The sequence below is a fragment of the Pseudomonas sp. GW822-FHT05A08 genome, from assembly GCF_058800485.1.
Map to the genome: position 1 here is coordinate 2,050,656 of NZ_CM179511.1, position 24,082 is coordinate 2,074,737.

Annotated in this window: 25 protein-coding genes; all 25 read left to right on the forward strand. The window is 63.1% G+C overall.

Going from position 1 to position 24,082, the window contains the following annotated elements; all coding sequences use genetic code 11:
* The first annotated feature begins 6 nt into the window (after window positions 1-6).
* Window positions 7-834: a flagellar assembly protein FliH gene (gene fliH, locus AC3RCP_RS09260; RefSeq protein WP_492569685.1), complete on the forward strand. Its 828-nt coding sequence runs from the start codon at window positions 7-9 to the stop codon at window positions 832-834.
* A complete protein-coding gene (gene fliI / locus AC3RCP_RS09265; RefSeq protein ID WP_009042736.1) occupies window positions 824-2,182 on the forward strand; it encodes a flagellar protein export ATPase FliI in 1,359 nt (452 codons plus the stop codon). The genes fliH and fliI overlap by 11 nt, the downstream gene beginning before the upstream one ends.
* A 6-nt stretch (window positions 2,183-2,188) precedes the next feature.
* Window positions 2,189-2,638, forward strand: a complete 450-nt coding sequence (gene fliJ, locus AC3RCP_RS09270; RefSeq protein WP_007922624.1) for a flagellar export protein FliJ — start codon at window positions 2,189-2,191, stop codon at window positions 2,636-2,638.
* Window positions 2,639-2,756: 118 nt separating this feature from the next.
* Window positions 2,757-3,062 (forward strand): STAS domain-containing protein, encoded by a 306-nt coding sequence (locus AC3RCP_RS09275; protein WP_007922622.1) that lies wholly within the window; start codon window positions 2,757-2,759, stop codon window positions 3,060-3,062.
* 5 nt (window positions 3,063-3,067) lie between these two features.
* A complete protein-coding gene (locus AC3RCP_RS09280; protein WP_492569687.1) occupies window positions 3,068-4,774 on the forward strand; it encodes an ATP-binding SpoIIE family protein phosphatase in 1,707 nt (568 codons plus the stop codon).
* Between the two features lie 30 nt (window positions 4,775-4,804).
* Entirely contained in the window at window positions 4,805-5,149 is a 345-nt protein-coding gene (locus tag AC3RCP_RS09285) for an Hpt domain-containing protein (protein ID WP_007922619.1), read from the forward strand.
* Between the two features lie 110 nt (window positions 5,150-5,259).
* Complete coding sequence (locus tag AC3RCP_RS09290; protein ID WP_492569689.1) at window positions 5,260-6,618, forward strand: flagellar hook-length control protein FliK; 1,359 nt, start codon at window positions 5,260-5,262, stop codon at window positions 6,616-6,618.
* A gap of 178 nt (window positions 6,619-6,796) precedes the next feature.
* A complete protein-coding gene (gene fliL, locus AC3RCP_RS09295; protein ID WP_007922529.1) occupies window positions 6,797-7,300 on the forward strand; it encodes a flagellar basal body-associated protein FliL in 504 nt (167 codons plus the stop codon).
* 9 nt (window positions 7,301-7,309) lie between these two features.
* The gene (gene fliM / locus AC3RCP_RS09300; RefSeq protein WP_009042741.1) at window positions 7,310-8,278 is read left to right on the forward strand and encodes a flagellar motor switch protein FliM; all 969 of its coding nucleotides are present in this window, start codon (window positions 7,310-7,312) and stop codon (window positions 8,276-8,278) included.
* A gap of 54 nt (window positions 8,279-8,332) precedes the next feature.
* Window positions 8,333-8,800 carry a flagellar motor switch protein FliN gene (fliN, locus tag AC3RCP_RS09305; protein ID WP_009042742.1) on the forward strand — a complete coding sequence of 156 codons (468 nt, stop codon included), beginning with the start codon at window positions 8,333-8,335 and terminating at the stop codon, window positions 8,798-8,800.
* Complete coding sequence (gene fliO, locus AC3RCP_RS09310; protein WP_087088873.1) at window positions 8,801-9,238, forward strand: flagellar biosynthetic protein FliO; 438 nt, start codon at window positions 8,801-8,803, stop codon at window positions 9,236-9,238.
* Window positions 9,238-9,987 (forward strand): flagellar type III secretion system pore protein FliP, encoded by a 750-nt coding sequence (gene fliP / locus AC3RCP_RS09315; RefSeq protein WP_007922525.1) that lies wholly within the window; start codon window positions 9,238-9,240, stop codon window positions 9,985-9,987. Before fliO ends, fliP begins: the two co-directional genes overlap by 1 nt.
* Window positions 9,988-10,011: 24 nt before the next feature.
* The gene (fliQ, locus tag AC3RCP_RS09320) at window positions 10,012-10,281 is read left to right on the forward strand and encodes a flagellar biosynthesis protein FliQ (protein ID WP_492569691.1); all 270 of its coding nucleotides are present in this window, start codon (window positions 10,012-10,014) and stop codon (window positions 10,279-10,281) included.
* 3 nt (window positions 10,282-10,284) lie between these two features.
* On the forward strand, window positions 10,285-11,067 hold the full coding sequence (fliR, locus tag AC3RCP_RS09325; RefSeq protein ID WP_007922510.1) for a flagellar biosynthetic protein FliR: 783 nt from the start codon (window positions 10,285-10,287) through the stop codon (window positions 11,065-11,067).
* 3 nt (window positions 11,068-11,070) lie between these two features.
* On the forward strand, window positions 11,071-12,207 hold the full coding sequence (gene flhB, locus AC3RCP_RS09330; RefSeq protein WP_007922509.1) for a flagellar biosynthesis protein FlhB: 1,137 nt from the start codon (window positions 11,071-11,073) through the stop codon (window positions 12,205-12,207).
* A gap of 236 nt (window positions 12,208-12,443) precedes the next feature.
* Complete coding sequence (gene flhA, locus AC3RCP_RS09335) at window positions 12,444-14,573, forward strand: flagellar biosynthesis protein FlhA (protein WP_037033952.1); 2,130 nt, start codon at window positions 12,444-12,446, stop codon at window positions 14,571-14,573.
* An 11-nt stretch (window positions 14,574-14,584) separates the two neighbouring features.
* On the forward strand, window positions 14,585-15,901 hold the full coding sequence (gene flhF, locus AC3RCP_RS09340) for a flagellar biosynthesis GTPase FlhF (RefSeq protein ID WP_007922507.1): 1,317 nt from the start codon (window positions 14,585-14,587) through the stop codon (window positions 15,899-15,901).
* A 118-nt stretch (window positions 15,902-16,019) separates the two neighbouring features.
* Window positions 16,020-16,850: a flagellar synthesis regulator FleN gene (gene fleN / locus AC3RCP_RS09345; RefSeq protein ID WP_007922506.1), complete on the forward strand. Its 831-nt coding sequence runs from the start codon at window positions 16,020-16,022 to the stop codon at window positions 16,848-16,850.
* A complete protein-coding gene (gene fliA, locus AC3RCP_RS09350; RefSeq protein ID WP_007922505.1) occupies window positions 16,847-17,587 on the forward strand; it encodes an RNA polymerase sigma factor FliA in 741 nt (246 codons plus the stop codon). The genes fleN and fliA overlap by 4 nt, the downstream gene beginning before the upstream one ends.
* 160 nt (window positions 17,588-17,747) lie before the next feature.
* Window positions 17,748-18,119 (forward strand): chemotaxis response regulator CheY, encoded by a 372-nt coding sequence (locus tag AC3RCP_RS09355; protein ID WP_003183998.1) that lies wholly within the window; start codon window positions 17,748-17,750, stop codon window positions 18,117-18,119.
* A 29-nt stretch (window positions 18,120-18,148) separates the two neighbouring features.
* On the forward strand, window positions 18,149-18,937 hold the full coding sequence (locus AC3RCP_RS09360) for a protein phosphatase CheZ (RefSeq protein WP_007922504.1): 789 nt from the start codon (window positions 18,149-18,151) through the stop codon (window positions 18,935-18,937).
* A 12-nt stretch (window positions 18,938-18,949) separates the two neighbouring features.
* Window positions 18,950-21,241 carry a chemotaxis protein CheA gene (locus tag AC3RCP_RS09365; RefSeq protein WP_492569696.1) on the forward strand — a complete coding sequence of 764 codons (2,292 nt, stop codon included), beginning with the start codon at window positions 18,950-18,952 and terminating at the stop codon, window positions 21,239-21,241.
* A 49-nt stretch (window positions 21,242-21,290) separates the two neighbouring features.
* Complete coding sequence (locus AC3RCP_RS09370; protein WP_150049663.1) at window positions 21,291-22,421, forward strand: protein-glutamate methylesterase/protein-glutamine glutaminase; 1,131 nt, start codon at window positions 21,291-21,293, stop codon at window positions 22,419-22,421.
* Complete coding sequence (locus AC3RCP_RS09375; RefSeq protein ID WP_007922500.1) at window positions 22,421-23,161, forward strand: flagellar motor protein; 741 nt, start codon at window positions 22,421-22,423, stop codon at window positions 23,159-23,161. The genes AC3RCP_RS09370 and AC3RCP_RS09375 overlap by 1 nt, the downstream gene beginning before the upstream one ends.
* 15 nt (window positions 23,162-23,176) lie before the next feature.
* Complete coding sequence (motD, locus tag AC3RCP_RS09380) at window positions 23,177-24,061, forward strand: flagellar motor protein MotD (protein ID WP_007922499.1); 885 nt, start codon at window positions 23,177-23,179, stop codon at window positions 24,059-24,061.
* Window positions 24,062-24,082 lie beyond the last annotated feature (21 nt).

Here is a 24,082-nt window from a genome sequence, read left to right on the forward strand (position 1 = left end):
CGCGTTATGTCGTCCAGCAGTGATGAATCCCACAGCGACCTGATTCGCGCTCGGGACGTCGGTGGTTTCGACGTCTGGGCGCTGCCCAGTTTCGACCCCCATGTACCCGAGCCCGAGCCCGAGCCGGAGCCGGTGGAAGAGCCGCCGGCGCAGATCGAGGAAGTGCCGCTGGAAGAAGTCCAGCCACTGACCCTCGAAGAGCTCGAGAGCATTCGCCAGGAAGCCTATAACGAAGGCTTCGCCACGGGCGAAAAGGAAGGTTTCCACAGCACCACGCTGAAGGTCCGCCAGGAAGCCGACGTGGCCCTGAGTGCCAAGCTGGAGGCGCTGGAAACGCTGATGGGCAATCTGTTCGAACCCATCGCCGAGCAGGACACACAGATTGAAAAGGCCCTGGTCAACCTGGTGCAGCACATGACGCGCCAGGTGATCCAGCGCGAGCTGGCCATCGACTCCAGCCAGATCGAGCATGTCATGCGCGAAGCCCTCAAGTTGCTGCCGCTGGGTGTGGGCAACGTGCGGCTGTACATCAATCCGCAGGATTTCGCCCAGGTCAAAAGCCTGCGCGAGCGCCATGAGGAAAGCTGGCGCATCGTCGAGGACGAAGCCATGTTGCCGGGCGGCTGCCGGGTCGAGACCGAGCACAGCCGGATCGACGCGACCATGGAAACCCGGATCGCCAAGATCATGGACAAGCTGTCCGACCAGCTTCATGAGCAGGCTTTGCATCCCGCCGAATCGGACCTGAGCGTCGAGCTGGGGGCCGCCACCGGCAAGCCCGCCGCGGATGTCGACTCTGTCGACCCCGCGCAGGACCCTGCCGATGCGCCTTGACCGCACCAGCTTCGGCAAGCGCCTGAGCAGCTACGCCGAAGCCACCGAACTGCCGAACCAGCCGATTCTCGAAGGCCGTCTGCTGCGCATGGTCGGCCTGACCCTGGAGGCCGAAGGCCTGCGGGCGGCCATGGGCACGCGTTGCATGGTGATCAACGACGACAGCTATCACCCGGTGCAGGTCGAGGCCGAGGTGATGGGCTTCTCCGGCAGCAAGGTATTCCTGATGCCGGTCGGCAGCGTCGCCGGCATCGCGCCCGGCGCCCGGGTCGTGCCGCTGGCCGATACTGGCCGCCTGCCGATGGGCATGAGCATGCTCGGGCGGGTCCTCGACGGTGCTGGCCGTGCGTTGGACGGCAAAGGCGGGATGAAGGCCGAGGACTGGGTGCCGATGGACGGTCCGACCATCAACCCGCTCAAGCGCGACCCCATCAGCCGGCCGCTGGACGTGGGCATTCGCTGCATCAACGGATTATTGACGGTGGGCCGCGGTCAGCGTCTCGGCCTGTTCGCCGGTACCGGTGTGGGCAAGAGTGTGCTGCTGGGCATGATGACCCGCTTTACCGAGGCCGACATCATCGTGGTCGGTCTGATCGGTGAGCGGGGCCGTGAGGTCAAGGAGTTCATCGAACACATCCTCGGTGAAGAGGGGCTCAAGCGCTCCGTGGTGGTGGCATCGCCGGCGGACGATGCGCCGCTGATGCGCCTGCGCGCGGCCATGTACTGCACGCGTATCGCCGAATACTTTCGGGACAAGGGCAAGAACGTCCTGTTGCTGATGGATTCCCTGACCCGTTTCGCCCAGGCCCAGCGGGAAATCGCCCTGGCCATCGGCGAGCCGCCCGCGACCAAGGGCTATCCGCCGTCGGTCTTCGCCAAGCTGCCGAAACTGGTGGAGCGCGCGGGCAACGCCGAGGCCGGTGGCGGCTCGATCACCGCGTTCTATACCGTGTTGTCCGAAGGCGACGACCAGCAGGACCCGATCGCCGACTCGGCGCGTGGCGTACTCGACGGGCACATCGTGCTGTCGCGGCGCCTGGCGGAGGAGGGGCATTACCCGGCGATCGATATCGAGGCGTCCATCAGCCGGGTCATGCCGGCGGTGGTGACCCCGGATCACATGACTCGCGCCCAGTATTTCAAGCAGCTGTGGTCGCGTTACCAACAGGCGCGCGACCTGATCAGCGTCGGCGCTTACGTACCGGGCGGCGATCGCGAAACCGACGCCGCCATCTCGCTGCAGCCGTCGATGGTCGCGTACCTGCGCCAGGGGCTCAACGACAGCATCAGCCTGGGTGAAAGCGAAGCCCATCTGGAGATGGTTTTCGCTCCGGCGCCGGGCGGTTAATTCGTCATGGCCAACAGCCGTGCCGCGCGTCTGGCGCCGGTGGTCGACATGGCCGAAAGCGCCGAGCGCACCGCCGCCCAGCGCCTGGGGCATTTCCAGGGCCAGGTGCGCCTGGCGGAAAGCAAGCTGGGGGACCTGGAACGCTTTCGTGCCGAATACCAGCAACAGTGGATCGAGCGGGGCAGTGCTGGGGTTTCCGGCCAGTGGCTGATGAACTACCAGCACTTTCTCAATCAGCTGGAAACCGCCGTGGGCCAGCAGCGGCAAAGCCTGGCCTGGCACCAGAACAACCTCAACCGCGCCCGGGAAACCTGGCAGCAGGCCTATGCCCGGGTCGAGGGTTTGCGCAAGCTGGTGCAACGCTACATCGATGAGGCCCGCCAACTGGAAGACAAGCGCGAGCAGAAGCTGCTCGACGAGCTGTCCCAGCGCCTGCCGCGCCAGGATCCGTACTGAGCGCCACCCCACTCGTCGCCGCCAGGCGCTCGTCAGCGACGCTTCGGCGGTTCGGGTTGCCCAGGCTTGTACGGGGTGCTAAACCTTGTACAGATTGCCAATCACAAGGAAGCGAATCATGTCAGTCGTTACTGAAGTTTCACCGGACGGGCACAAACTGACGATTTCGATCAAGGGGCGTTTCGATTTCGGCCGTCATCAAGAGTTTCGCGAGTCCTACGAGCGCCTCAACAAAAGGCCCGACTCCATAGTGGTGGACCTGAAAGACGCCACCTACCTCGACAGTTCCGCCCTGGGCATGCTCCTGTTGCTGCGCGATCACGCCGGCGGCGACGATTCCGACGTGCGAGTGATCAACAGCAACTCGGACGTGCGCAAGATTCTCGCCATTTCCAATTTCGACAAGCTGTTCGACATCAGTTGATCGACATGCAGTCGAGTGAGGCACCTCTGTGCGTGCTGATCGCCGAGGACGGCACCAGCGACCGCATGTTGCTGTCGAGCATCGTCCGGCGCCAGGGGCACGAAGTGCTGACGGCGAGTAACGGCGCCGAGGCGGTGGAACTATTCGTCCAGCAGCGCCCGCACCTGGTGTTGATGGACGCGATGATGCCGGTGATGGACGGTTTCGAGGCCGCCCGGCAGATCAAGCGTCTGGCTGGCGAAGCGCTGGTGCCGATCATTTTCCTGACCTCGCTCACCCAGAGCGAGGCGTTGGCGCGCTGCCTGGAAGCCGGTGGCGACGATTTTCTGGCAAAACCCTACAGCCCGGTGATCCTGGCCGCCAAGATCAAAGCCATGGATCGCTTGCGGCGCCTGCAGGAAACCGTGCTGCAGCAGCGCGACCAGATCACCCAGCATCATGACTACCTGCTCAACGAGCAGCGGGTGGCCAAGGCGGTGTTCGACAAGGTGGCGCATTCCGGCTGCCTGAGCGCGCCGAATATCCGCTACCTGCAGTCGCCGTACGCGCTGTTCAATGGCGATTTGCTGCTGGCTGCCTTTACCCCGACAGGCGACATGCATGTGCTGTTGGGGGATTTCACGGGCCACGGCTTGCCAGCGGCGGTGGGCGCGATGCCCCTGGCCGAGGTGTTTTACGGCATGACGGCCAAGGGTTACGGGCTGCCCGAAACCCTGCGCGAGATGAATGCCAAGCTCAAGCGCATTCTGCCGGTCGGCATGTTCTGTTGTGCGACGCTGCTGTGCCTGAGTTTCCAGCGGCGGGCGGTGGAGGTGTGGAACGGCGGCATGCCGGATGGCTACCTGCATCGTTTGGCAAGCGGGGAGCGGGTGCCGCTGGTGGCGCACCATTTGCCGCTGGGGGTGCTGGGCGCCGAGGCATTCGACGACCGCACCGAAGTCTTTCCCATGGCCCTGGGCGACCGGGTTTTCCTGTTGTCCGATGGGGTGATCGACACCTGCGATGCCAACGAGCAACTGTTCGGTGTCGAGCGCCTGCAGCGGGTGTTTGCCGCCAACCGCGAGCCGGACCTGTTGTTCGAGGAGATCCAGCAGGCCCTGAGCGAGTTTGGCGGGGATGCGCGGGACGATGTGAGCATGGTCGAGGTCAGCCTGCTCGAGGCCCGGCAGCTGACGCCGCCGGCGCTGGTGTACTCCGACAGCGGTCAGTCCTGCCCGTTGGACTGGTCGGTGAGTTTCGAGTATCGCGCCGCGACCCTCAAACGTTTCAATCCTTTGCCTTACCTGTTGCAACTGCTGCTGGAGGTGCATGGCCTGCGGGCGCAGAGCGGGGCGCTCTACAGTGTGTTGGCCGAGTTGTATTCCAATGCCCTGGAGCATGGCGTATTGGGCCTGGACTCGAGTCTCAAGCGCGATGCCCAGGGGTTTTCCCGCTATTACCGGGAGCGCGCGGTACGCCTCGAAGCCTTGCAGGAGGGGTTTGTGCGGGTGCACCTGCAAGTGGAGCCTCAAGGGGCTGGCGGTCGTTTGCTGATCCGGGTCGAGGACAGTGGCAGCGGTTTCGATGTCGGGCGAGTGATGGCGCGGCCCATCGATGGCGATCGTCTTTCCGGGCGCGGCGTCAGCCTGATCCGTCAGCTCAGCCGGCGTGCCAGCTGGTCTGACGATGGTCGTAGTGCCTGCGTGGAGTTTTCTTGGGAGCCTCTGGCATAATTCGCCGATTCTTGATCAAGGAGTGAGCAAGTGTCTGAGATTCATCTGGATCACGAGGTGCTGAACGCATTGCAGGAAGTCATGGAGGATGAGTATCCGTTGTTGCTCGACACCTTCCTCTGTGACTCCGAAGAGCGTTTGCGCCAGTTGCACAAGGTCGACGACCCCCGTCAACTTGTCGCCACTGCCCACAGCTTCAAGGGCAGCAGCAGCAATATGGGGGCGATTCGCCTGGCCGAGCTCTGTCATCAGTTGGAGCAGCGTGCCCAGGGCTCGTCGTTGCGCGGTATCGAGCAGTTGGTGGGCGAGATCGATGGCGAATTCGCCATTGTCCGCCAGCTGTGCGAGCAGGAGCGCCAGCGTTTTCACTGCTGAAAAACCGCTGCAATCCAGGCTTTTCCCCGCGAGCCAGCAAAGCTGGCTCGACCTTTGCAATCAAGTTTCCCAACTGTACCTACGATCCCAGTGCAGCGGAGACCGTTTTCATGCCCCTTACCCCGAACATGCTTCTTCAGGCCGCCTCCCAGGCCAAGACTCAAGCGGCTTCCGCCACCCCCCAGGCCAGCGCCGCCGAGCCCGGGGACAAAGGCGCAAGCTTTGCCCGGGTGTTCGCCAAGGAGGCACTCGGCAAGCCGGTAGCGGCTGCCGACGGCCCGATCAAGCCGGCTCGCGACAAGGGGGGCGAAAGCGCTGCCAAGGTGGATCCGGGCAAGGGCAAGACTGCCGCCTCCGAGCCTGCGGTTGCCGATAGCGGCAAAACCTTGCCTGCCGACAAGGCTGTTGCCAGTGACGAAAAAGTCGCCGATGACCAGGTCGCGAGCAGCGATAAGCCGCTGGCCGAGAGCACGCCGGTCGACCCGACCCTCGATCCGGCGCTGATGCAGGCGACCCAGCCGTTGCCGGCGCCTGAGCCGGAAGTGGCGGCCGCGCCGGTTCCGGCACAGCCGCCAGTGCAGCCGCAAACGCAGCCGGTGATACCGGTGGTGGCCAGCACCGCGACGCCGGTGCCGGTCGATCCGGAATTCGATCCTGAAGCCGATCCGCTGGATGCGCTGCCGGTGGTGCGCCTGGCCATGGAGCAGAGCGGCCATGTCTCGGCTTCCAGCCAGGCGCAGAACAAGGCGTCGCCGACTGTGGTGGCCGATGACGGACCGACTTCGGCCCAGACCTTCGCCAGCGGCATGGCCACTATGTTGGACCTGCAGGTGGACAAGGACAGCACCGAGCAGGGCGGCGAAAAGGCTTTCAGCGGCCTGCTCGATGACGGTCTCAAGGACCTCAAGGGCGCTGCCAGCGACACCCGCGTCGACGATTTCGCCAACCGCCTGGCAGCCCTGACCCAGGCGGCCACGCCCAAGACCGCCAATGCGGTCCCGGTGAACCAGCCGCTGGCCATGCATCAGAGCGGCTGGACCGAAGAAGTGGTCAACCGGGTCATGTACCTGTCCAGCGTCAATCTGAAGTCGGCCGAGATCCAGTTGCAGCCGGCCGAGCTGGGGCGCCTGGACATTCGCGTGAACATGGTGCCGGACCAGCAGACCCAGGTGACCTTCATGAGTGCCCATGTCGGCGTGCGCGAGGCCCTCGAAGGGCAGATGCATCGCCTGCGCGACATGTTCCATCAGCAAGGCATGGGGCAGGTGGACGTCAACGTCTCCGACCAGTCGCGCAACTGGCAGGGTGGCCAGGAGCAGGCCCAGCAGGGGCAGCATCGCAGCAACGGAGCCAGCGCCAGCGGTGGGCGCCTGGATGGGGTGGATGAAGAGTTGCCGCCGAGCGTCGCCGAAGTCGCCGCCAGCACCAGCACGGTCATCGGCAGCAGCGCCGTCGACTATTACGCCTGACCCGCTTCGGGCGTCATTGAACAGAAGATCGCCAGCCGTGTGACGCCGCGGCTGGCGATCTTTTGCTTTGCGCTTCCCCTATCCCTTCAGTTCATCCCGGTTCAGACAAATCTGGCATAACACTTGCTCTTGCCTTGCCGTGCGACTGTGAAAACCCGATTAGTGACGGATTATTGGCATGGCGAAGAGCGAAGCAGCAGAGAAAACACCCGCCGGGAAAGGCAAACTCAAGCTTATCCTCTTGATTGTTCTGGCCTTGTTGCTGGCGATCGGTTTGTCCGTCGGGGCGACCTGGTACTTCATGCACAGCAGTGCCCAGAGCAAGCCTGCCGAGACGACCGAGGCGACCAGCAGCGTCAAGCCGGCGGCCATCTATGAGCCCATGGCGCCAGCCTTCGTGGCCAACTACACGCAGAACGGCCGCCAGCGCTACATGCAGGTGAGCATCACCCTGCTGGCGCGCAATCAGGCCGATCTGGACGCGCTGAAAGTGCATATGCCGGTGATCCGCAACAACCTGGTCATGCTCTTCTCCGGCCAGAGCTTCGACACCCTGGCGACTCCGGTCGGTCAGGAAATGCTGCGTCAGAAGGCCACCGCCAGCGTGCAGGAAGTGGCACAGAAAGAGGTCGGCAAAGTGGTGGTCGAGCAGTTGCTCTTTACTAACTTCGTACTGCAGTAGGAACACGACATGGCCGTGCAGGACCTGCTGTCCCAGGATGAGATCGACGCGCTGCTGCATGGCGTCGATGACGGTCTGGTACAGACCGAACACGCCGCCGAGCCCGGCAGCGTCAAAAGCTACGACCTGACCAGCCAGGATCGCATCGTCCGCGGACGCATGCCGACCCTGGAGATGATCAACGAACGTTTTGCCCGCTACACCCGTATCAGCATGTTCAACATGCTGCGCCGTTCGGCGGACGTGGCGGTGGGCGGCGTGCAGGTGATGAAGTTCGGCGAATACGTGCACTCGCTGTACGTGCCGACCAGCCTCAACCTGGTGAAGATCAAGCCGCTGCGCGGTACCGCGCTGTTCATCCTCGACGCCAAGCTGGTGTTCAAGCTGGTGGACAACTTCTTCGGCGGCGACGGTCGTCACGCCAAGATCGAAGGCCGTGAATTCACCCCGACCGAATTGCGCGTGGTGCGCATGGTGCTGGAGCAGGCTTTCGTCGACCTGAAGGAAGCCTGGCAGGCGATCATGGAAGTCAACTTCGAGTACATCAACTCCGAAGTGAACCCGGCCATGGCCAACATTGTCGGCCCGAGCGAAGCGATCGTGGTCTCGACCTTCCATATCGAACTCGATGGCGGTGGTGGCGACCTGCACGTGACCATGCCGTACTCGATGATCGAGCCGGTGCGGGAAATGCTCGACGCCGGCTTCCAGTCGGACCTGGACGACCAGGACGAGCGCTGGAGCAAGGCCCTGCGCGAAGACGTGCTGGATGTGGATGTGCCCTTGAGCGCCACGGTGGCCCGCCGGCAGTTGCGCCTGCGCGACATCCTGCACATGCAGCCAGGGGATGTGATCCCGGTGGAGCTGCCTGAAGACATGATCATGCGCGCCAACGGCGTACCGGCGTTCAAGGTCAAGCTCGGTTCGCACAAGGGCAACCTGGCCCTGCAAGTGATCGAGCCGATCGAGCGCCGTTGAGCGGCGTTGTTATGAATTCGCTTTGTTAATGATTTTTTGCCCGCCGAGGACAACATGGCTGACGAACACGAAATGACTTCCGCAGAAGACCAGGCCCTGGCTGATGAGTGGGCGGCTGCCCTGCAGGAAACCGGCGACGCCGGGCAAGACGATATCGATGCCTTGCTGGCGGCCGATGCGGCCAGCGCGCCGGCGTCCAATCGCCTGCCGATGGAAGAGTTCGGCAGCGTGCCGAAGAACAACGAGCCGGTGACCCTCGACGGTCCGAACCTGGACGTGATCCTGGATATCCCGGTATCGATCTCCATGGAGGTCGGCAGCACCGACATCAACATTCGCAACCTGCTGCAACTCAACCAGGGGTCGGTGATCGAACTCGATCGCCTGGCCGGCGAGCCGCTGGACGTGCTGGTCAACGGCACGCTGATCGCCCATGGCGAAGTGGTGGTGGTCAACGAGAAGTTCGGCATCCGCCTGACCGACGTGATCAGCCCGAGCGAACGCATCAAGAAGCTGCGCTAAGTGAGAAAGGCACTCGCGCTGTTCCTGGCCTGGCCGCTCTGGGCCCTGGCCGCCGAGCCGGTGGCCGGTACCGCCGCGCCAGCGGTTGGCAGCAGCGGCGTGGCCGGGCAGCTGACCCAGCTGGTGCTGGGCCTGTTGCTGGTGGTGGGGCTGATCTTCTTCCTCGCCTGGCTGTTGCGCCGGGTGCAGCAGGCCGGACCGGCCGGCAAGGGCCAGGTCATCGAGCTGATCGGTTCGCGTGCGCTTGGCCCGCGGGACCGGCTGGTCCTGGTGCAGGTCGGCAACGAACAGATTCTGCTCGGCCTGACGCCGGGCACCATCACTGCGTTGCATGTGCTCAAGGAGCCGGTGCAGGTGCCGAGCACCGAGCAGGCGACTCCGGAGTTTGCCCAGCGCCTGATGGAGCTGCTGGGCAAGGATCAGAAGGATAAGAAGTAATGCCGTTGCGCCTCCTCTTGATGTTGGCCCTGATGCTGGCGGCGCCGCTGGCGCTGGCGGCCGACCCGTTGTCGATCCCGGCGATCACCCTCGGCACCAATGCCGACGGCCAGCAGGAATACTCGGTCAGCCTGCAGATCCTGTTGATCATGACCGCGCTGAGCTTCATTCCGGCGTTCGTCATGCTGATGACCAGCTTTACCCGGATCATCATCGTGTTCTCGATCCTGCGTCAGGCCCTGGGCCTGCAGCAGACGCCGTCGAACCAGATCCTCACCGGCATGGCGCTGTTCCTGACGATGTTCATCATGGCCCCGGTGTTCGACCGGGTGAACCAGGATGCCCTGCAGCCGTACCTGGCGGAGAAGCTCAGCGCCCAGGACGCGGTGGCCAAGGCCCAGGTGCCGATCAAGGACTTCATGCTGGCCCAGACCCGCAGCAGCGACCTGGAGCTGTTCATGCGCCTGTCCAAGCGCACTGATATCGCGACGCCGGACCAGGCGCCGCTGACAATACTGGTGCCGGCCTTCGTCACCTCGGAGCTGAAGACCGCGTTCCAGATTGGTTTCATGATCTTCATTCCGTTCCTGATCATCGACCTGGTGGTCGCCAGTGTGCTGATGGCCATGGGCATGATGATGCTCTCGCCACTGATCATTTCCCTGCCGTTCAAGATCATGCTGTTCGTGCTGGTGGATGGCTGGGCGCTGATCATCGGCACCCTGGCGGGCAGTTTCGGCGGTGTTTAAAACCTTGTTGGCGGGTGGTGCGCAATGACGCCTGAAATTGCGGTAGACCTGTTTCGCGAAGCGCTCTGGCTGACCACCATGATGGTCGCCATCCTGGTGATCCCCAGCCTGCTGGTGGGCTTGCTGGTGGCGATGTTCCAGGCCGCCACCCAGATCAACGAACAGACCCTGAGCTTCCTGCCGCGCCTGCTGGTGATGCTGGTGACGCTGATCGTCGCCGGTCCCTGGCTGGTGCAGACCTTCATGGAATACATCCTGCAGTTGTACGGCAGTATTCCGCAGTTGATCGGCTGAATCATGTCTCTGCTGGCGCTTACCGATACGCAGATCAGCACCTGGGTCGCCAGCTTCATGCTGCCGCTGTTTCGTATCGGCGCCGTGCTGATGACCATGCCGGTCTTCGGCACGACCCTGGTGCCGACCCGCATCCGCCTGTATTTCACCCTGGCCATCACGGTCGTGGTGGTGCCGGGCCTGCCGCCCATGCCGGCGGTCAATGCACTGGATCTCGGCGGGCTGCTGCTGATTGCCGAGCAGATCATCATCGGTGCCTTGTTCGGTTTCTCCCTGCAGTTGTTCTTCCAGGCTTTCGTGATCGCCGGGCAGATCATTTCGACGCAGATGGGTATGGGCTTCGCCTCCATGGTCGACCCCACCAACGGTGTTTCGGCGGCGGTGATCGGGCAGTTCCTGACCATGCTGGTGACCTTGCTGTTCCTCGGCATGAATGGGCATCTGGTGGTTTTCGAGGTGCTGACCGAGAGCTTCACTACCTTGCCGGTGGGTAGCGCGCTGCTGGTCAACCATTTCTGGGACATCGCCGGCAAGCTGGGTTGGGTGCTGGGCGCCGCGCTGTTGCTGGTATTGCCGGCGATCACCGCGTTGCTGGTGGTGAACATCGCCTTTGGCGTGATGACCCGCGCGGCGCCGCAGTTGAACATTTTCTCCATCGGCTTTCCGCTGACCCTGGTGCTGGGCCTGGTGATTTTCTGGGTCAGCCTGGGCGACATTCTCAACCAGTACCAACCGCTGGCCGTCGAGGCCCTGCAGTTGCTACGCAACCTGGCACAGGCGCGTTGAGCCATGGCTGAGAGCGAGAGCGGTCAGGACAAGACAGAAGACCCCACGGAGAAACGCAAGAAGGACTCCCGGGAAAAGGGTGAGATTGCCCGCTCCAAGGAACTCAATACCCTGGCGATCACCATGATCGGCGCCGCCGGCCTGCTGATCTACGGCGCGGGAGTGGCCCGGGACCTGCTGGAAATCATGCGCCTGAATTTCTCCCTGCCGCGCGAGGTGCTGCTCAGCCCCGGCGCCATGGGCCTGTACCTGCTGCATTCGGGCAAGATCGCGATTATCGCCGCGATGCCGATCCTGCTGCCCCTGGTGCTGGCGGCGCTGATCGGTCCTATCTCCCTGGGCGGCTGGCTGTTTTCCACCAAGAGCCTGGCGCCCAAGTTCAGCCGCATGAACCCGCTCAGCGGCATGAAGCGCATGGTGTCCCCGACCTCGCTGATCGAGTTGCTCAAGGCCTTCGCCAAGTTCGTAGTGATCTTGATCGTGGCCTTGTCGGTGCTGTCTTCGGACATCGACGACCTGCTGCGGATCGCCCACGAGCCGCTGGAGCAGGCGATTATCCACAGTGTGCAAGTGGTGGCCTGGAGCACCTTGTGGATGGCTTGCGGGCTGATCCTGATCGCCGCGGTGGACGTGCCGGTGCAGCTGTACCAGAGCTACAAGAAGCTGCTGATGACCAAGCAGGAAGTGCGTGACGAGCACAAGGATCAGGAGGGGCGTCCGGAGGTCAAGCAGCGGATTCGCCAGGTCCAGCGCGAGATGTCGCAGCGGCGGATGATGGCGGCGATTCCCGAGGCGGATGTGGTCATCACCAACCCGACCCACTACGCCGTGGCGCTCAAGTACGACGCCGAGAAGGGTGGGGCGCCGGTGTTGCTGGCCAAGGGCAGCGATTTCCTGGCGCTGAAGATCCGCGAGATCGCCGTGGCCAACGAGGTGCTGTTGCTGGAATCGCCGGCGCTGGCGCGTTCGATCTACTACTCCACCGAGCTGGAGCAGGAAATCCCCGCCGGGCTTTATCTGGCGGTGGCCCAGGTGCTGGCGTATGTCTATCAGATTCGCCAGCACCGGGCCGGTAAAGGCAAGCGTCCCGATCCGCTCAAGGACCTGCCGATTCCGCCGGATTTGCGTCGCGATTCCTGAGATCGGCGTTGGCTGTGCCGACGTTATCGCGAGCAAGCTCGCTCCTACAGAATCCACGCCCGGCCTGTAGGAACGAGCTTGCTCGCGATGGCGCGAAAGCGCCTTGTGTGACGACTGATGGCGCAACGCCATAAATCAGTTTGTGTTCCAGGCCAAAGTTGGAAGGCTTCTTGCAATACCCGCCCTGCGCCGCCTCCAGGCGTCAAAAGTTTGCTTCAAGGGAACGGGGAATACCGGTGGATCGCTCTCAGTTAATCAGTACGGCTCGCACTAACCTGGCCGACCTCAGTCGAGGGAACCTGGGGGTGCCGCTGTTGCTGCTGGTCATGCTGGCCATGATGATGCTGCCGGTGCCGCCGTTCCTGCTGGACGTGTTCTTCACCTTCAACATCGCCCTGTCGATCGTCGTGCTGCTGGTCTGTGTGTATGCCCTGCGGCCGCTGGATTTCGCGGTATTCCCGACCATCCTGCTGGTGGCGACTCTGTTGCGCCTGGCGCTGAACGTGGCCTCCACGCGGGTGGTGATGCTCCACGGCCAGGACGGTCACGCCGCCGCCGGTAAAGTGATCCAGGCCTTCGGCGAGGTGGTGATCGGCGGTAACTATGTGGTCGGTATCGTGGTGTTCGCGATCCTGATGATCATCAACTTCGTGGTGGTGACCAAGGGTGCCGGGCGGATTTCCGAGGTGAGCGCGCGTTTCACCCTCGATGCGATGCCGGGCAAGCAGATGGCCATCGACGCCGACCTCAACGCCGGCCTGATCGACCAGGCCCAGGCCAAGGCCCGCCGCTCGGAAGTGGCCCAGGAGGCCGAGTTCTACGGTTCCATGGACGGTGCCAGCAAGTTCGTCCGCGGTGACGCCATCGCCGGCCTGCTGATCCTGTTCATCAACCTGATCGGCGGCATGGCGGTCGGCATCTTCCAGCACCACATGTCCTTCGGCGATGCCGGCCGGGTCTACGCCTTGCTGACCATCGGTGACGGTTTGGTGGCGCAATTGCCATCGCTGCTGCTGTCCACCGCGGCCGCGATCATGGTGACCCGTGCTTCCGGTTCCGAAGACATGGGCAAGCAGATCAACCGGCAGATGTTCGCTTCGCCCCGGGCCCTGGCTGTCGCCGCTGGCCTGATGGCGGTTATGGGCCTGGTGCCGGGCATGCCGCACTTTTCCTTCCTGAGCATGGCGGCCCTGGCGGCCGGTGCCGCGTACCTGTTCTGGAAACGCCAGAACGTGGTCAAGGTCAAGGCGCTGGAAGAGGTCAAGCGCCAGCAGGAGCTGTTGCCTTCGCCGGCCCGCGCCCTGGAAACCAAGGAACTGGGCTGGGACGACGTGACCCAGATCGACATGATCGGCCTGGAAGTCGGTTATCGCCTGATTCCCCTGGTGGACCGCAACCAGGGTGGGCAATTGCTGGCGCGGATCAAGGGCGTGCGCAAGAAGCTGTCCCAGGACCTGGGCTTCCTCATGCCCACCGTGCATATTCGCGACAACCTCGACCTGGCGCCCAGCGCCTACCGGCTGACGCTGATGGGGGTGATCCTGGCCGAGGCCGAGATTTACCCGGATCGCGAGCTGGCGATCAACCCGGGGCAGGTCTATGGCACGCTCAACGGCATCAACGCCAAAGATCCGGCCTTCGGCCTGGAGGCGGTGTGGATCGAGATCAGCCAGCGTGCTCAGGCGCAGTCGCTGGGCTACACCGTGGTCGACGCCAGTACCGTGGTCGCCACCCACCTCAACCAGATTCTGTACAAGCACTCCAGCGAGCTGATCGGCCACGAAGAAGTCCAGCAGCTCTTGCAATTGCTGGCCAAGGGTTCGCCGAAGCTGGCGGAAGAGCTGGTGCCGGGCGTGCTTTCGTTGTCCCAACTGCTCAAGGTGCTGCAGGCGCTGCTGGCCGAACAGGTGCCGGTGCGCGATATCCGCAGCATTGCCGAGGCCATCGCGAACAATGCCGCCAAGAGTCAAGATACTGCCGCTTTGGTGGCCGCGGTGCGTGTCGGATTGTCGCGCGCCATCGTGCAAAGCATTGTAGGGACTGAGTCCGAGCTGCCTGTGATCACCTTGGAGCCCAGGTTGGAACAGATTTTGCTCAATAGTCTGCAGAAGGCAGGACAAGGCTCGGAAGAGGGTGTCCTGTTGGAGCCAAGCATGGCTGAGAAGCTGCAGCGTTCGTTGATCGAAGCCGCGCAGCGCCAGGAAATGCAAGGTCAACCGGTGATTCTGCTGGTAGCCGGTCCGGTCCGCGCGATGCTCTCGCGGTTCGGGCGCCTGGCGGTCCCGGGCTTGCACGTGTTGGCGTACCAGGAAATCCCTGACAACAAGCAAGTGACCATCGTTGCGACAGTAGGGCCCAACGGCTGAGGTAGTGGGTTATGCAAGTTAAGCGTTTTTTCGCCGCCGATATGCGTCAGGCCATGAAGCTGGTTCGTGATGAGCTGGGCGCCGACGCCGCCATCATTGGCAATCGCCGCATCGCCGGCGGTGTCGAGCTGACGGCTGCCCTGGATTACAAGCTGTCGGCGCTGGCGCCACGGGTGCCGAACATGGAGCTCGAGGACGAACTGCGCAAGACTCAGTCGCGCATCGTCACCGCCCAGGCCGAACTGAGCCTGCGTGGCGACGGCGATGCCAGCACCAATCGCCAGCTGTTCGCCGGCCTGCCGCTGACCGCCGCCGAGCCGCTGATCGAACCTACATTCAACGAGCCCCAGCGCCCGGCCCCGGTAGTCGCCGCGCCGGCGGTCGATCAGCGGGCACTGGACTCGATGCGTTTTGAACTCAATGGCCTGCGCGAGCTGCTGGAAGTCCAGCTCGGCTCCCTGGCCTGGAGCCAGCTGCAAGGCAGCCGGCCCGAACAGGCCAACCTGTGGCGGCGCCTGCAGCGTATCGGCTTGTCCGGTCCGCTGGCCCGCGACCTGCTGGCGCTGATCACTGAAATCGACGAACCCCGCCAGGCCTGGCGCATGCTCCTGGCCCACCTGGCGCGGATGATCGTGACCCCGGAAGTCGAGCCACTGGAGGAGGGCGGGGTGATCGCCATGGTCGGCCCCGCCGGCATGGGCAAGACCACCACCCTGGCCAAGCTGGCCGCGCGTTATGTACTCAAGTACGGCGCGCAGAACATCGCGCTGGTGAGCATGGACAGCTACCGCATCGGCGCCCAGGAACAGCTCAAGACCCTGGGTCGGATCCTCAACGTCTCGGTGACCCATGTCGACCCGGGCCAGTCCCTGGCGCAAGCCCTCGATCCGCTGCTGCGCAAGCGTGTGGTGCTGATCGACACCGCCGGCCTGCAAGCCAGCGACCCGGCCCTGCGCATGCAGCTGGAAAGCCTGGCCGGACGTGGCATCCGGGCAAAAAATTATCTGGTCTTGGCAACCACCAGCCAGAAACAGGTTCTAACCGCCGCATACCACAGCTACAAGCGTTGCGGGCTGGCCGGCTGCATCCTGACTAAACTGGATGAAACCGCCAGCCTTGGTGAGGTGTTGAGCCTGGCGATCAGTCATGAACTCCCCGTTGCCTATCTGACCGATGGCCCGCGGATTCCGGACGATCTGCACTTGCCGCGCCGTCACCAGCTGGTCAGTCGTGCGGTGAGCGTGCAGATGCAGGAAGAACCCAGCGAAGAAGCCATGGCTGACATGTTCGCTGACCTCTACCACAACCCGACCAAGCGGGTTGGCTGAGGGAATCATGAAAAGATTGCAATGTACCTACATCGATGGTCTGCCAGGCATTGTTCCGTTGGTGAACGCGCAGCCAGTTATGTGGCCCCGTCTAAGTAAGACAAGGTAAAGAACGAACATGGGCAGCATGCATCCCGTACAGGTGATCGCGGTGACCGGCGGCAAAGGTGGCGTCGGCAAGACTAACGTGTCAGTGAACTTGTCCCTGGCCCTAGCGGAGCTCGGCCGGCGCGTCATGCTGCTGGACGCCGACCTGGGCCTGGCCAACGTCGACGTGCTATTGGGGCTGACCCCCAAACGGACCCTCGCCGACGTGATCGAAGGCCGCTGCGAGCTGCGCGATGTGCTGCTGCAGGGGCCGGGTGGAATCCGTATCGTGCCGGCGGCGTCCGGCACCCAGAGCATGGTTCATCTGAGCCCGGCGCAGCATGCCGGCCTGATCCAGGCCTTCAGCGACATCGGCGACAACCTCGATGTGCTGGTGATCGACACCGCCGCCGGCATCGGTGACTCGGTGGTCAGCTTCGTCCGCGCGGCCCAGGAAGTGTTGCTGGTGGTCTGCGACGAGCCGACCTCGATCACCGACGCCTACGCGCTGATCAAGCTGCTCAACCGCGACTACGGCATGAACCGCTTCCGCGTGCTCGCCAACATGGCGCAGAGCCCGCAGGAAGGGCGCAACCTGTTCGCCAAGTTGACCAAGGTCACGGATCGCTTCCTGGACGTGGCCCTACAATATGTCGGCGCCGTGCCTTACGACGAATGCGTGCGCAAGGCCGTGCAAAAGCAGCGTGCGGTCTATGAAGCGTTTCCGCGTTCGAAATGCGCGCTGGCATTCAAGGCCATCGCGCAGAAGGTCGATACCTGGCCGTTGCCGGCCAACCCACGTGGACATCTGGAATTTTTCGTCGAGCGGCTCGTGCATCAGACAGCGGGACCGGTGCTATGAGCGCCAGCGGCTACAACCTTTACAAAAAGTCGGCACGTGACAGCCAGTACGAATTGATCGAGCGCTATGCGCCTCTGGTCAAGCGTATTGCCTATCACTTGCTGGCGCGCCTGCCGGCCAGTGTCCAGGTCGAAGACCTGATCCAGGCCGGGATGATCGGTCTGCTCGAAGTGTCGACCAAGTACGACGCGAGCAAGGGCGCGAGTTTCGAGACCTACGCGGGTATCCGTATCCGTGGTGCGATGCTCGATGAGGTCCGTAAAGGTGACTGGGCGCCGCGTTCGGTACATCGCAATACCCGGATGGTGAGCGATGCCATTCGCGCAATTGAAGCTAAAACCGGTCGTGACGCTAAAGATCATGAAGTTGCGGCCGAACTTCAATTGAGTCTCGACGATTATTACGGGATTTTGAACGACACCTTGGGCAGTCGCCTGTTCAGCTTCGACGATCTGTTGCAGGACGGCGAGCATGAAGGGCTGCATGAGGATGGCGCGAGTGCTCATCTCGAGCCGTCGCGCGACCTGGAGGACGAACGTTTCCAGGCCGCGCTGGCGGACGCGATTGCCAATTTGCCGGAGCGTGAGCGACTGGTCTTGGCGCTGTACTACGACGAAGAGCTGAACCTCAAGGAAATCGGTGAGGTCCTGGGAGTCAGCGAATCGCGGGTCAGCCAGTTACACAGCCAGTGCGCGGCCCGTTTGCGGGGGCGTTTGGGAGAGTGGCGAGCGCGCTGACAGGCAGTGTGGGGGACACTGCGGGCGAGACTGGCACGACGTGGCCGGACTTGCGGTGTGTATTCCATGCAGTCGTTGAGTGCTCTGCCTGATTGATTGAATGGCGCGTTCAGGTGCTGGACGCGTTTAAGACTGCTTGGAGGTCGAATTGGACAAGAACATGAAAATCCTCATCGTTGATGACTTCTCAACGATGCGGCGGATCATAAAAAACCTGTTGCGTGACCTGGGTTTCACCAACACGGTCGAGGCTGACGATGGCACCACCGCCATTCCGGTCCTCAACAGTGGGAGCATCGACTTTCTGGTAACGGACTGGAACATGCCCGGCATGACCGGTATCGATCTGCTGCGCCATGTGCGCGCCGATGAAAAACTCAAGCACCTGCCGGTACTCATGGTGACCGCTGAAGCCAAGCGCGAACAGATCATCGAAGCTGCCCAGGCCGGCGTAAACGGTTATGTGGTCAAGCCCTTCACGGCCCAGGCGTTGAAAGAGAAGATCGAGAAGATCTTCGAACGCATCGGTTGAGAGTGGAATCATTCCGCCACGGGGGAGCTATGGAGCACAACGAATCTTCATTGGGCGATTTCGAATCGACCCTGAAAAAACACGCACTCGAACTGGTCGACAGCCTTGAAAAAGGCAAGTTCGGCGAAGCCGTGCAACTGATCCATGAGCTCAACCAGACCCGTGACCGCGGCCTGTACCAGGAGGTCGGCAAGCTCACCCGCGAGCTGCATAGCGCCATCGTCAATTTCCAGATTGACCCGCATATGCCGCAAGCCGAGGAAGTTTCACAGATCACGGATGCCACCGAGCGCCTGTCCTATGTGGTCAGGCTGACCGAGGCCGCGGCCAACCGCACCATGGATCTGGTCGAGAGCGCCACCCCGCTGGTCAATGGCCTGAGCAGCGAAGCCCAGGCCCTGAGCGCCGATTGGGGGCGTTTCATGCGCCGCGAACTGGGCGCCGAGGAATTCCGCGACCTGGCCCGCCGGGTGGACGGTTTCCTGACCCGCAGCGAGCAAGACACGCGCGCGGTATCGAGCAACCTCAACGACATTCTGTTGGCGCAGGACTACCAGGACCTGACCGGTCAGGTGATCAAGCGCGTGACCCAGTTGGTCACCGAAGTCGAGAGCAACCTGCTCAAACTGGTCCTGATGGCCAGCCAGGTCGATCGTTTTGCCGGCATCGAACATGACCGTGAATCGATCCTCGCTGAAAAAGATCCGCAAAAACATCTGGCCAAGGGTGAAGGTCCGCAGATTCATGCCGATAAACGTGAAGACGTTGTATCCGGTCAGGACGATGTCGACGATTTGCTTTCCAGCCTTGGATTCTAGGAGCACCCATACATGAGCTTCGGCGCCGATGAAGAAATCCTTCAGGATTTTCTGGTTGAGGCCGGCGAGATTCTAGAGCAACTGTCCGAACAACTGGTCGAGCTGGAAAGCCGGCCGGACGATGCGGATCTGCTCAACGCAATTTTTCGCGGTTTTCACACTGTAAAAGGGGGCGCCGGCTTCCTCCAGCTCAACGAGCTGGTGGAGTGCTGCCACATCGCCGAGAACGTGTTCGACATCCTGCGCAAGGGTGAGCGTCGCGTCGACGCGGAACTGATGGACGTAGTGCTCGAAGCGCTGGACGCGGTGAACGGCATGTTCGGCCAGGTGCGCGAGCGTACCGAGATCACCGCCGCCACTCCGGAGCTGCTGGCTGCCCTGGCCCGTCTGGCCGAGCCTGCGGGGGCCGAGGAGGTCGCCGCGCCGGTGGCCGACGTTGAGGCAGTTGTTGAAGCCGTTGCCGAGCCGGTCGCCGAATCGACCGAAAGCGAGTCCGGCGATATCACCGACAGCGAGTTCGAGCAGTTGCTCGATTCGCTCAATGCCGCCAAGGCCGAGGCCGAAGCCCCGGCTGCTGTCGCTCCCGCGGCACCTGCCGCCGGCAGCGAAGCGGCCAGCGACGAAATCACCGACGCCGAGTTCGAGTCGCTGCTCGATCAATTGCATGGCAAGGGCCAGTTCGCACCGGATGCGGTGGCCCCTTCGGCCACGGCGCCGGCTGCGGAAAAAACCGCGGCCAGCGACGAAATCACCGATGACGAGTTCGAAGCCCTGCTGGATCAGCTGCATGGCAAAGGCAACTTTGCGGTCGATGCGCTGGACTCCGCGGTAGCAGCGGCGGTACCGCCGGCTGCGCCAAGCGCGGCCGCCGCCGGTAGCGACCTGATCACCGACCAGGAATTCGAATCCCTGCTCGACGAGCTGCATGGCAAGGGCAAGTTCTCTGAAGTGCCCGCTGCCGCGGCGACCGTGGGTAGCGCAACGGCCGTCACGGCTCCGGCGCCTGCCGCCGTCGCCAAGCCAGCGGTGAAGAAGCCCGAAGCCAAGGCCGAAACGCCAAAACCGGCTCCAGCCGCTGCTGCGGCGCCTGCTCGTGCTCCGGCTGCCGCCCCGGCGGAAAAGCCGGTCAGCGAAGCCGAAACCACCGTGCGGGTCGATACCGCGCGGCTGGACGAAATCATGAACATGGTCGGCGAGCTGGTGCTGGTGCGTAACCGCCTGGTGCGCCTGGGGCTCAACAGCGGCGACGAAGCCATGTCCAAGGCCGTGTCGAACCTCGACGTGGTCACGGCCGACTTGCAGACCGCGGTGATGAAGACCCGGATGCAGCCGATCAAGAAGGTCTTCGGGCGCTTCCCGCGCCTGGTTCGCGACCTGGCCCGCCAGCTCAAGAAAGAGATCAACCTGGAGCTGGTCGGCGAAGAGACCGACCTCGACAAGAACCTCGTCGAGGCCCTGGCCGACCCGCTGGTGCACTTGGTGCGCAACGCCGTCGACCACGGTATCGAGTCGCCGGAAGAGCGCGAGGAAGCGGGCAAGTCCCGTGGCGGCAAGGTGGTGCTGGCGGCCGAGCAGGAAGGTGACCATATCCTGCTGTCGATCTCCGACGACGGCAAAGGCATGGACCCGAACGTCCTGCGCGCCATTGCGGTCAAGCGTGGGGTGATGGACAAGGATGCCGCCGATCGCCTGAGCGACACCGAGTGCTACAACCTGATCTTCGCCCCGGGCTTCTCGACCAAGACCGAGATCTCCGACGTGTCCGGTCGCGGCGTGGGCATGGACGTGGTGAAGACCAAGATTTCCCAGCTCAACGGTTCGATCAACATCTACTCGACCAAGGGCCAGGGTTCGAAGATCGTCATCAAGGTGCCGCTGACCCTGGCGATCATGCCGACCCTGATGGTGATGCTGGGCAACCAGGCGTTCGCCTTCCCGCTGGTCAACGTCAACGAAATCTTCCACCTGGACCTGTCGCGCACCAACGTGGTCGACGGCCAGGAGGTGGTGATCGTCCGCGACAAGGCGCTGCCACTGTTCTACCTCAAGCGCTGGCTGGTCAGTTCCGCCGCTCACGAAGAGCAGCGCGAAGGCCACGTGGTGATCCTTTCGGTCGGCACCCAGCGGATCGGCTTCGTCGTCGATCAACTGGTCGGCCAGGAAGAAGTCGTCATCAAGCCATTGGGCAAGATGCTCCAGGGGACTCCAGGCATGTCGGGCGCCACCATTACCGGTGACGGCCGCATCGCCCTGATTCTCGATGTTCCGAGCATGCTCAAGCGTTACGCCGCACGGCGTATTTGAATACCGGAGGGGCGGGGCCATTTGCCTTGCCCCGCCTAACGGAGTGTTTATGGCAGTCAAGGTCCTGGTGGTGGATGATTCGGGTTTTTTCCGCCGCCGCGTCTCGGAAATTCTTTCAGCGGATATCAATATCCAGGTCGTCGGTACCGCGACCAACGGCAAAGAGGCGATCGATCAGGCGCTGGCGCTCAAGCCGGACGTGATCACCATGGACTACGAGATGCCGATGATGGATGGCATCACGGCCGTGCGGCACATCATGCAGCGCTGCCCGACACCGGTATTGATGTTCTCCTCGCTGACCCATGAAGGCGCCCGGGTAACCCTGGATGCGCTGGATGCCGGCGCGGTGGATTTCCTGCCGAAGAACTTCGAAGACATCTCGCGCAATCCCGAGAAGGTCAAGCAACTGCTGTGTGAGAAGGTCCATAGCATCTCGCGCAGTAACCGTCGTTTCAGCAGCTACAGTGCGCCGGCGCCACAACCGGCGGCGGCACCGAAGCCTGCGCCAACGAGCACCAGCAGTTTCGGCGGCACGGCCCCGGCGCGCCCGGCGGCGACGCCGATTCCCGCTCGTACGCCGGCCGCTGGCGCGTCGTCGCCGGCGCCCAAGCGCAAGGCCTACAAACTGGTGGCCATCGGTACCTCCACTGGTGGCCCGGTGGCGCTGCAGCGGGTGCTGACCCAGTTGCCGGCCAACTTTCCGGCGCCGATCGTGCTGATCCAGCACATGCCGGCGGCCTTCACCAAGGCGTTCGCCGAGCGCCTGGACAAGCTTTGCCGGATCAGCGTCAAGGAAGCCGAGGACGGCGACATCCTGCGTCCGGGCTTGGCGCTGCTGGCTCCGGGCGGCAAGCAGATGATGGTCGACGGCCGTGGCGCGGTGAAAATCCTCCCGGGCGACGAGCGCCTGAACTACAAGCCGTGCGTGGACATCACCTTCGGTTCGGCGGCCAAGTCCTACGGCGACAAAGTTCTGGCGGTGGTCCTCACCGGCATGGGCGCCGACGGTCGCGAAGGCGCGCGCCTGCTCAAACAGGGCGGTAGCGCGGTCTGGGCCCAGGATGAGGCGAGCTGTGTGATCTACGGGATGCCGATGGCGATCGTCAAGGCGGAGCTGGCGGATGCGGTGTACGGCCTGGACGACATCGGCAAGCATCTGGTCGAGGCCTGTCTCTGATGGATGTTCTAAGCCTCATCGGGATCATCATGGCGTTCGTCGCCATCATCGGTGGCAACTACCTGGAAGGCGGTCATCTGTCGGCCCTGGCCAATGGTCCGGCGGCGCTGATCGTGCTGGGTGGGACCATCGGTGCGGCGTTGCTGCAATCGCCGCTGAGCGCCTTCAAGCGCGCGATGCAGATCCTCGGCTGGATCCTGTTTCCGCCGCGAGTCGACCTGCCCGGGGGCATCGACCGCGTCGTCAACTGGAGCCTGACCGCCCGCAAGGAAGGCCTGCTGGGCCTGGAAGGCGTGGCCGATGCCGAGCCCGACACCTATTCGCGCAAGGGCCTGCAACTGCTGGTGGACGGCGCCGAGCCGGAATCCATCCGCAGTATCCTGGAGGTGGATTTCTACACCCAGGAAAGCCGCGACATTGAGGCGGCCAAGGTCTTTGAAAGCATGGGCGGCTACGCGCCGACCATCGGTATCATCGGGGCGGTCATGGGCCTGATCCATGTGATGGGCAATCTGGCCGACCCTTCGCAGCTGGGCAGCGGCATCGCCGTGGCCTTCGTCGCGACCATCTACGGCGTGGCCAGCGCCAACCTGGTGTTGCTGCCGATCGCCGCCAAGCTCAAGTCCATAGCCTTGCGGCAGTCGCGTTATCGCGAAATGTTGCTTGAAGGAATCCTGTCGATTGCCGAAGGTGAAAACCCTCGTTCCATTGAGTTGAAGCTGCAAGGCTTCATGGATTGATGGGGGTAATGGACTATGTCCCGTCGTCGCCGGCATGAAGAACACGTCAACCACGAGCGTTGGCTGGTGTCCTACGCGGACTTCATCACCTTGCTGTTCGCCTTTTTCGTGGTCATGTACTCGATCTCCTCGATCAACGAGGGCAAGTACAAGGTCATTTCCGAAGCGCTGATCGGTGTGTTCACCGATTCGGACCGCGCCCTCAAACCGATTCCCATCGGTGAGGAGCGGCCCCAGACCGTGACCCCGGCCAAGCCGCTGGTCAAGGACAGCGAGCAGACCGACGCCGGTATCGCCGGTGCCAGCGATCCGCTGAAAAGCATCGCCGACGATATCAGCGCGGCCTTTGGCGACCTGATCAGTTCCAACCAGATGACCGTGCGCGGCAACGAGCTGTGGGTCGAGATCGAACTCAACTCCAGCCTGTTGTTCGGCAGCGGCGATGCCATGCCCAGCGACCTGGCGTTCAACATCATCGACAAGGTGGCGGCGATCCTCAAACCCTTCGACAACCCGATTCACGTCGAGGGCTTTACCGACAACCAGCCGATCCAGACCGCGCAGTACCCGACCAACTGGGAACTGTCGTCGGCCCGCTCGGCGAGCATCGTGCGGATGCTGGCGATGCAGGGGGTCAATCCGCAGCGCCTGGCTTCGGTGGGCTACGGCGAGTTCCAGCCGGTAGCCAATAACGCGACGGCCGATGGCCGTGCCCGCAACCGTCGGGTGGTGCTGGTGGTGTCGCGCAATCTCGACGTACGCCGCAGCCTGACGGGCACCGGCACCGCCCATGCGACACCGGATGCGGCATTGAAGCGGGCTGGCACACAAACTGCACCTACGTCAGTCAAGACGCCGGGACGCGAGAGTGCCGTCAATTCTCCGTCACCGGCTTTATAACTGGGTGCTATTTCTCGGTGG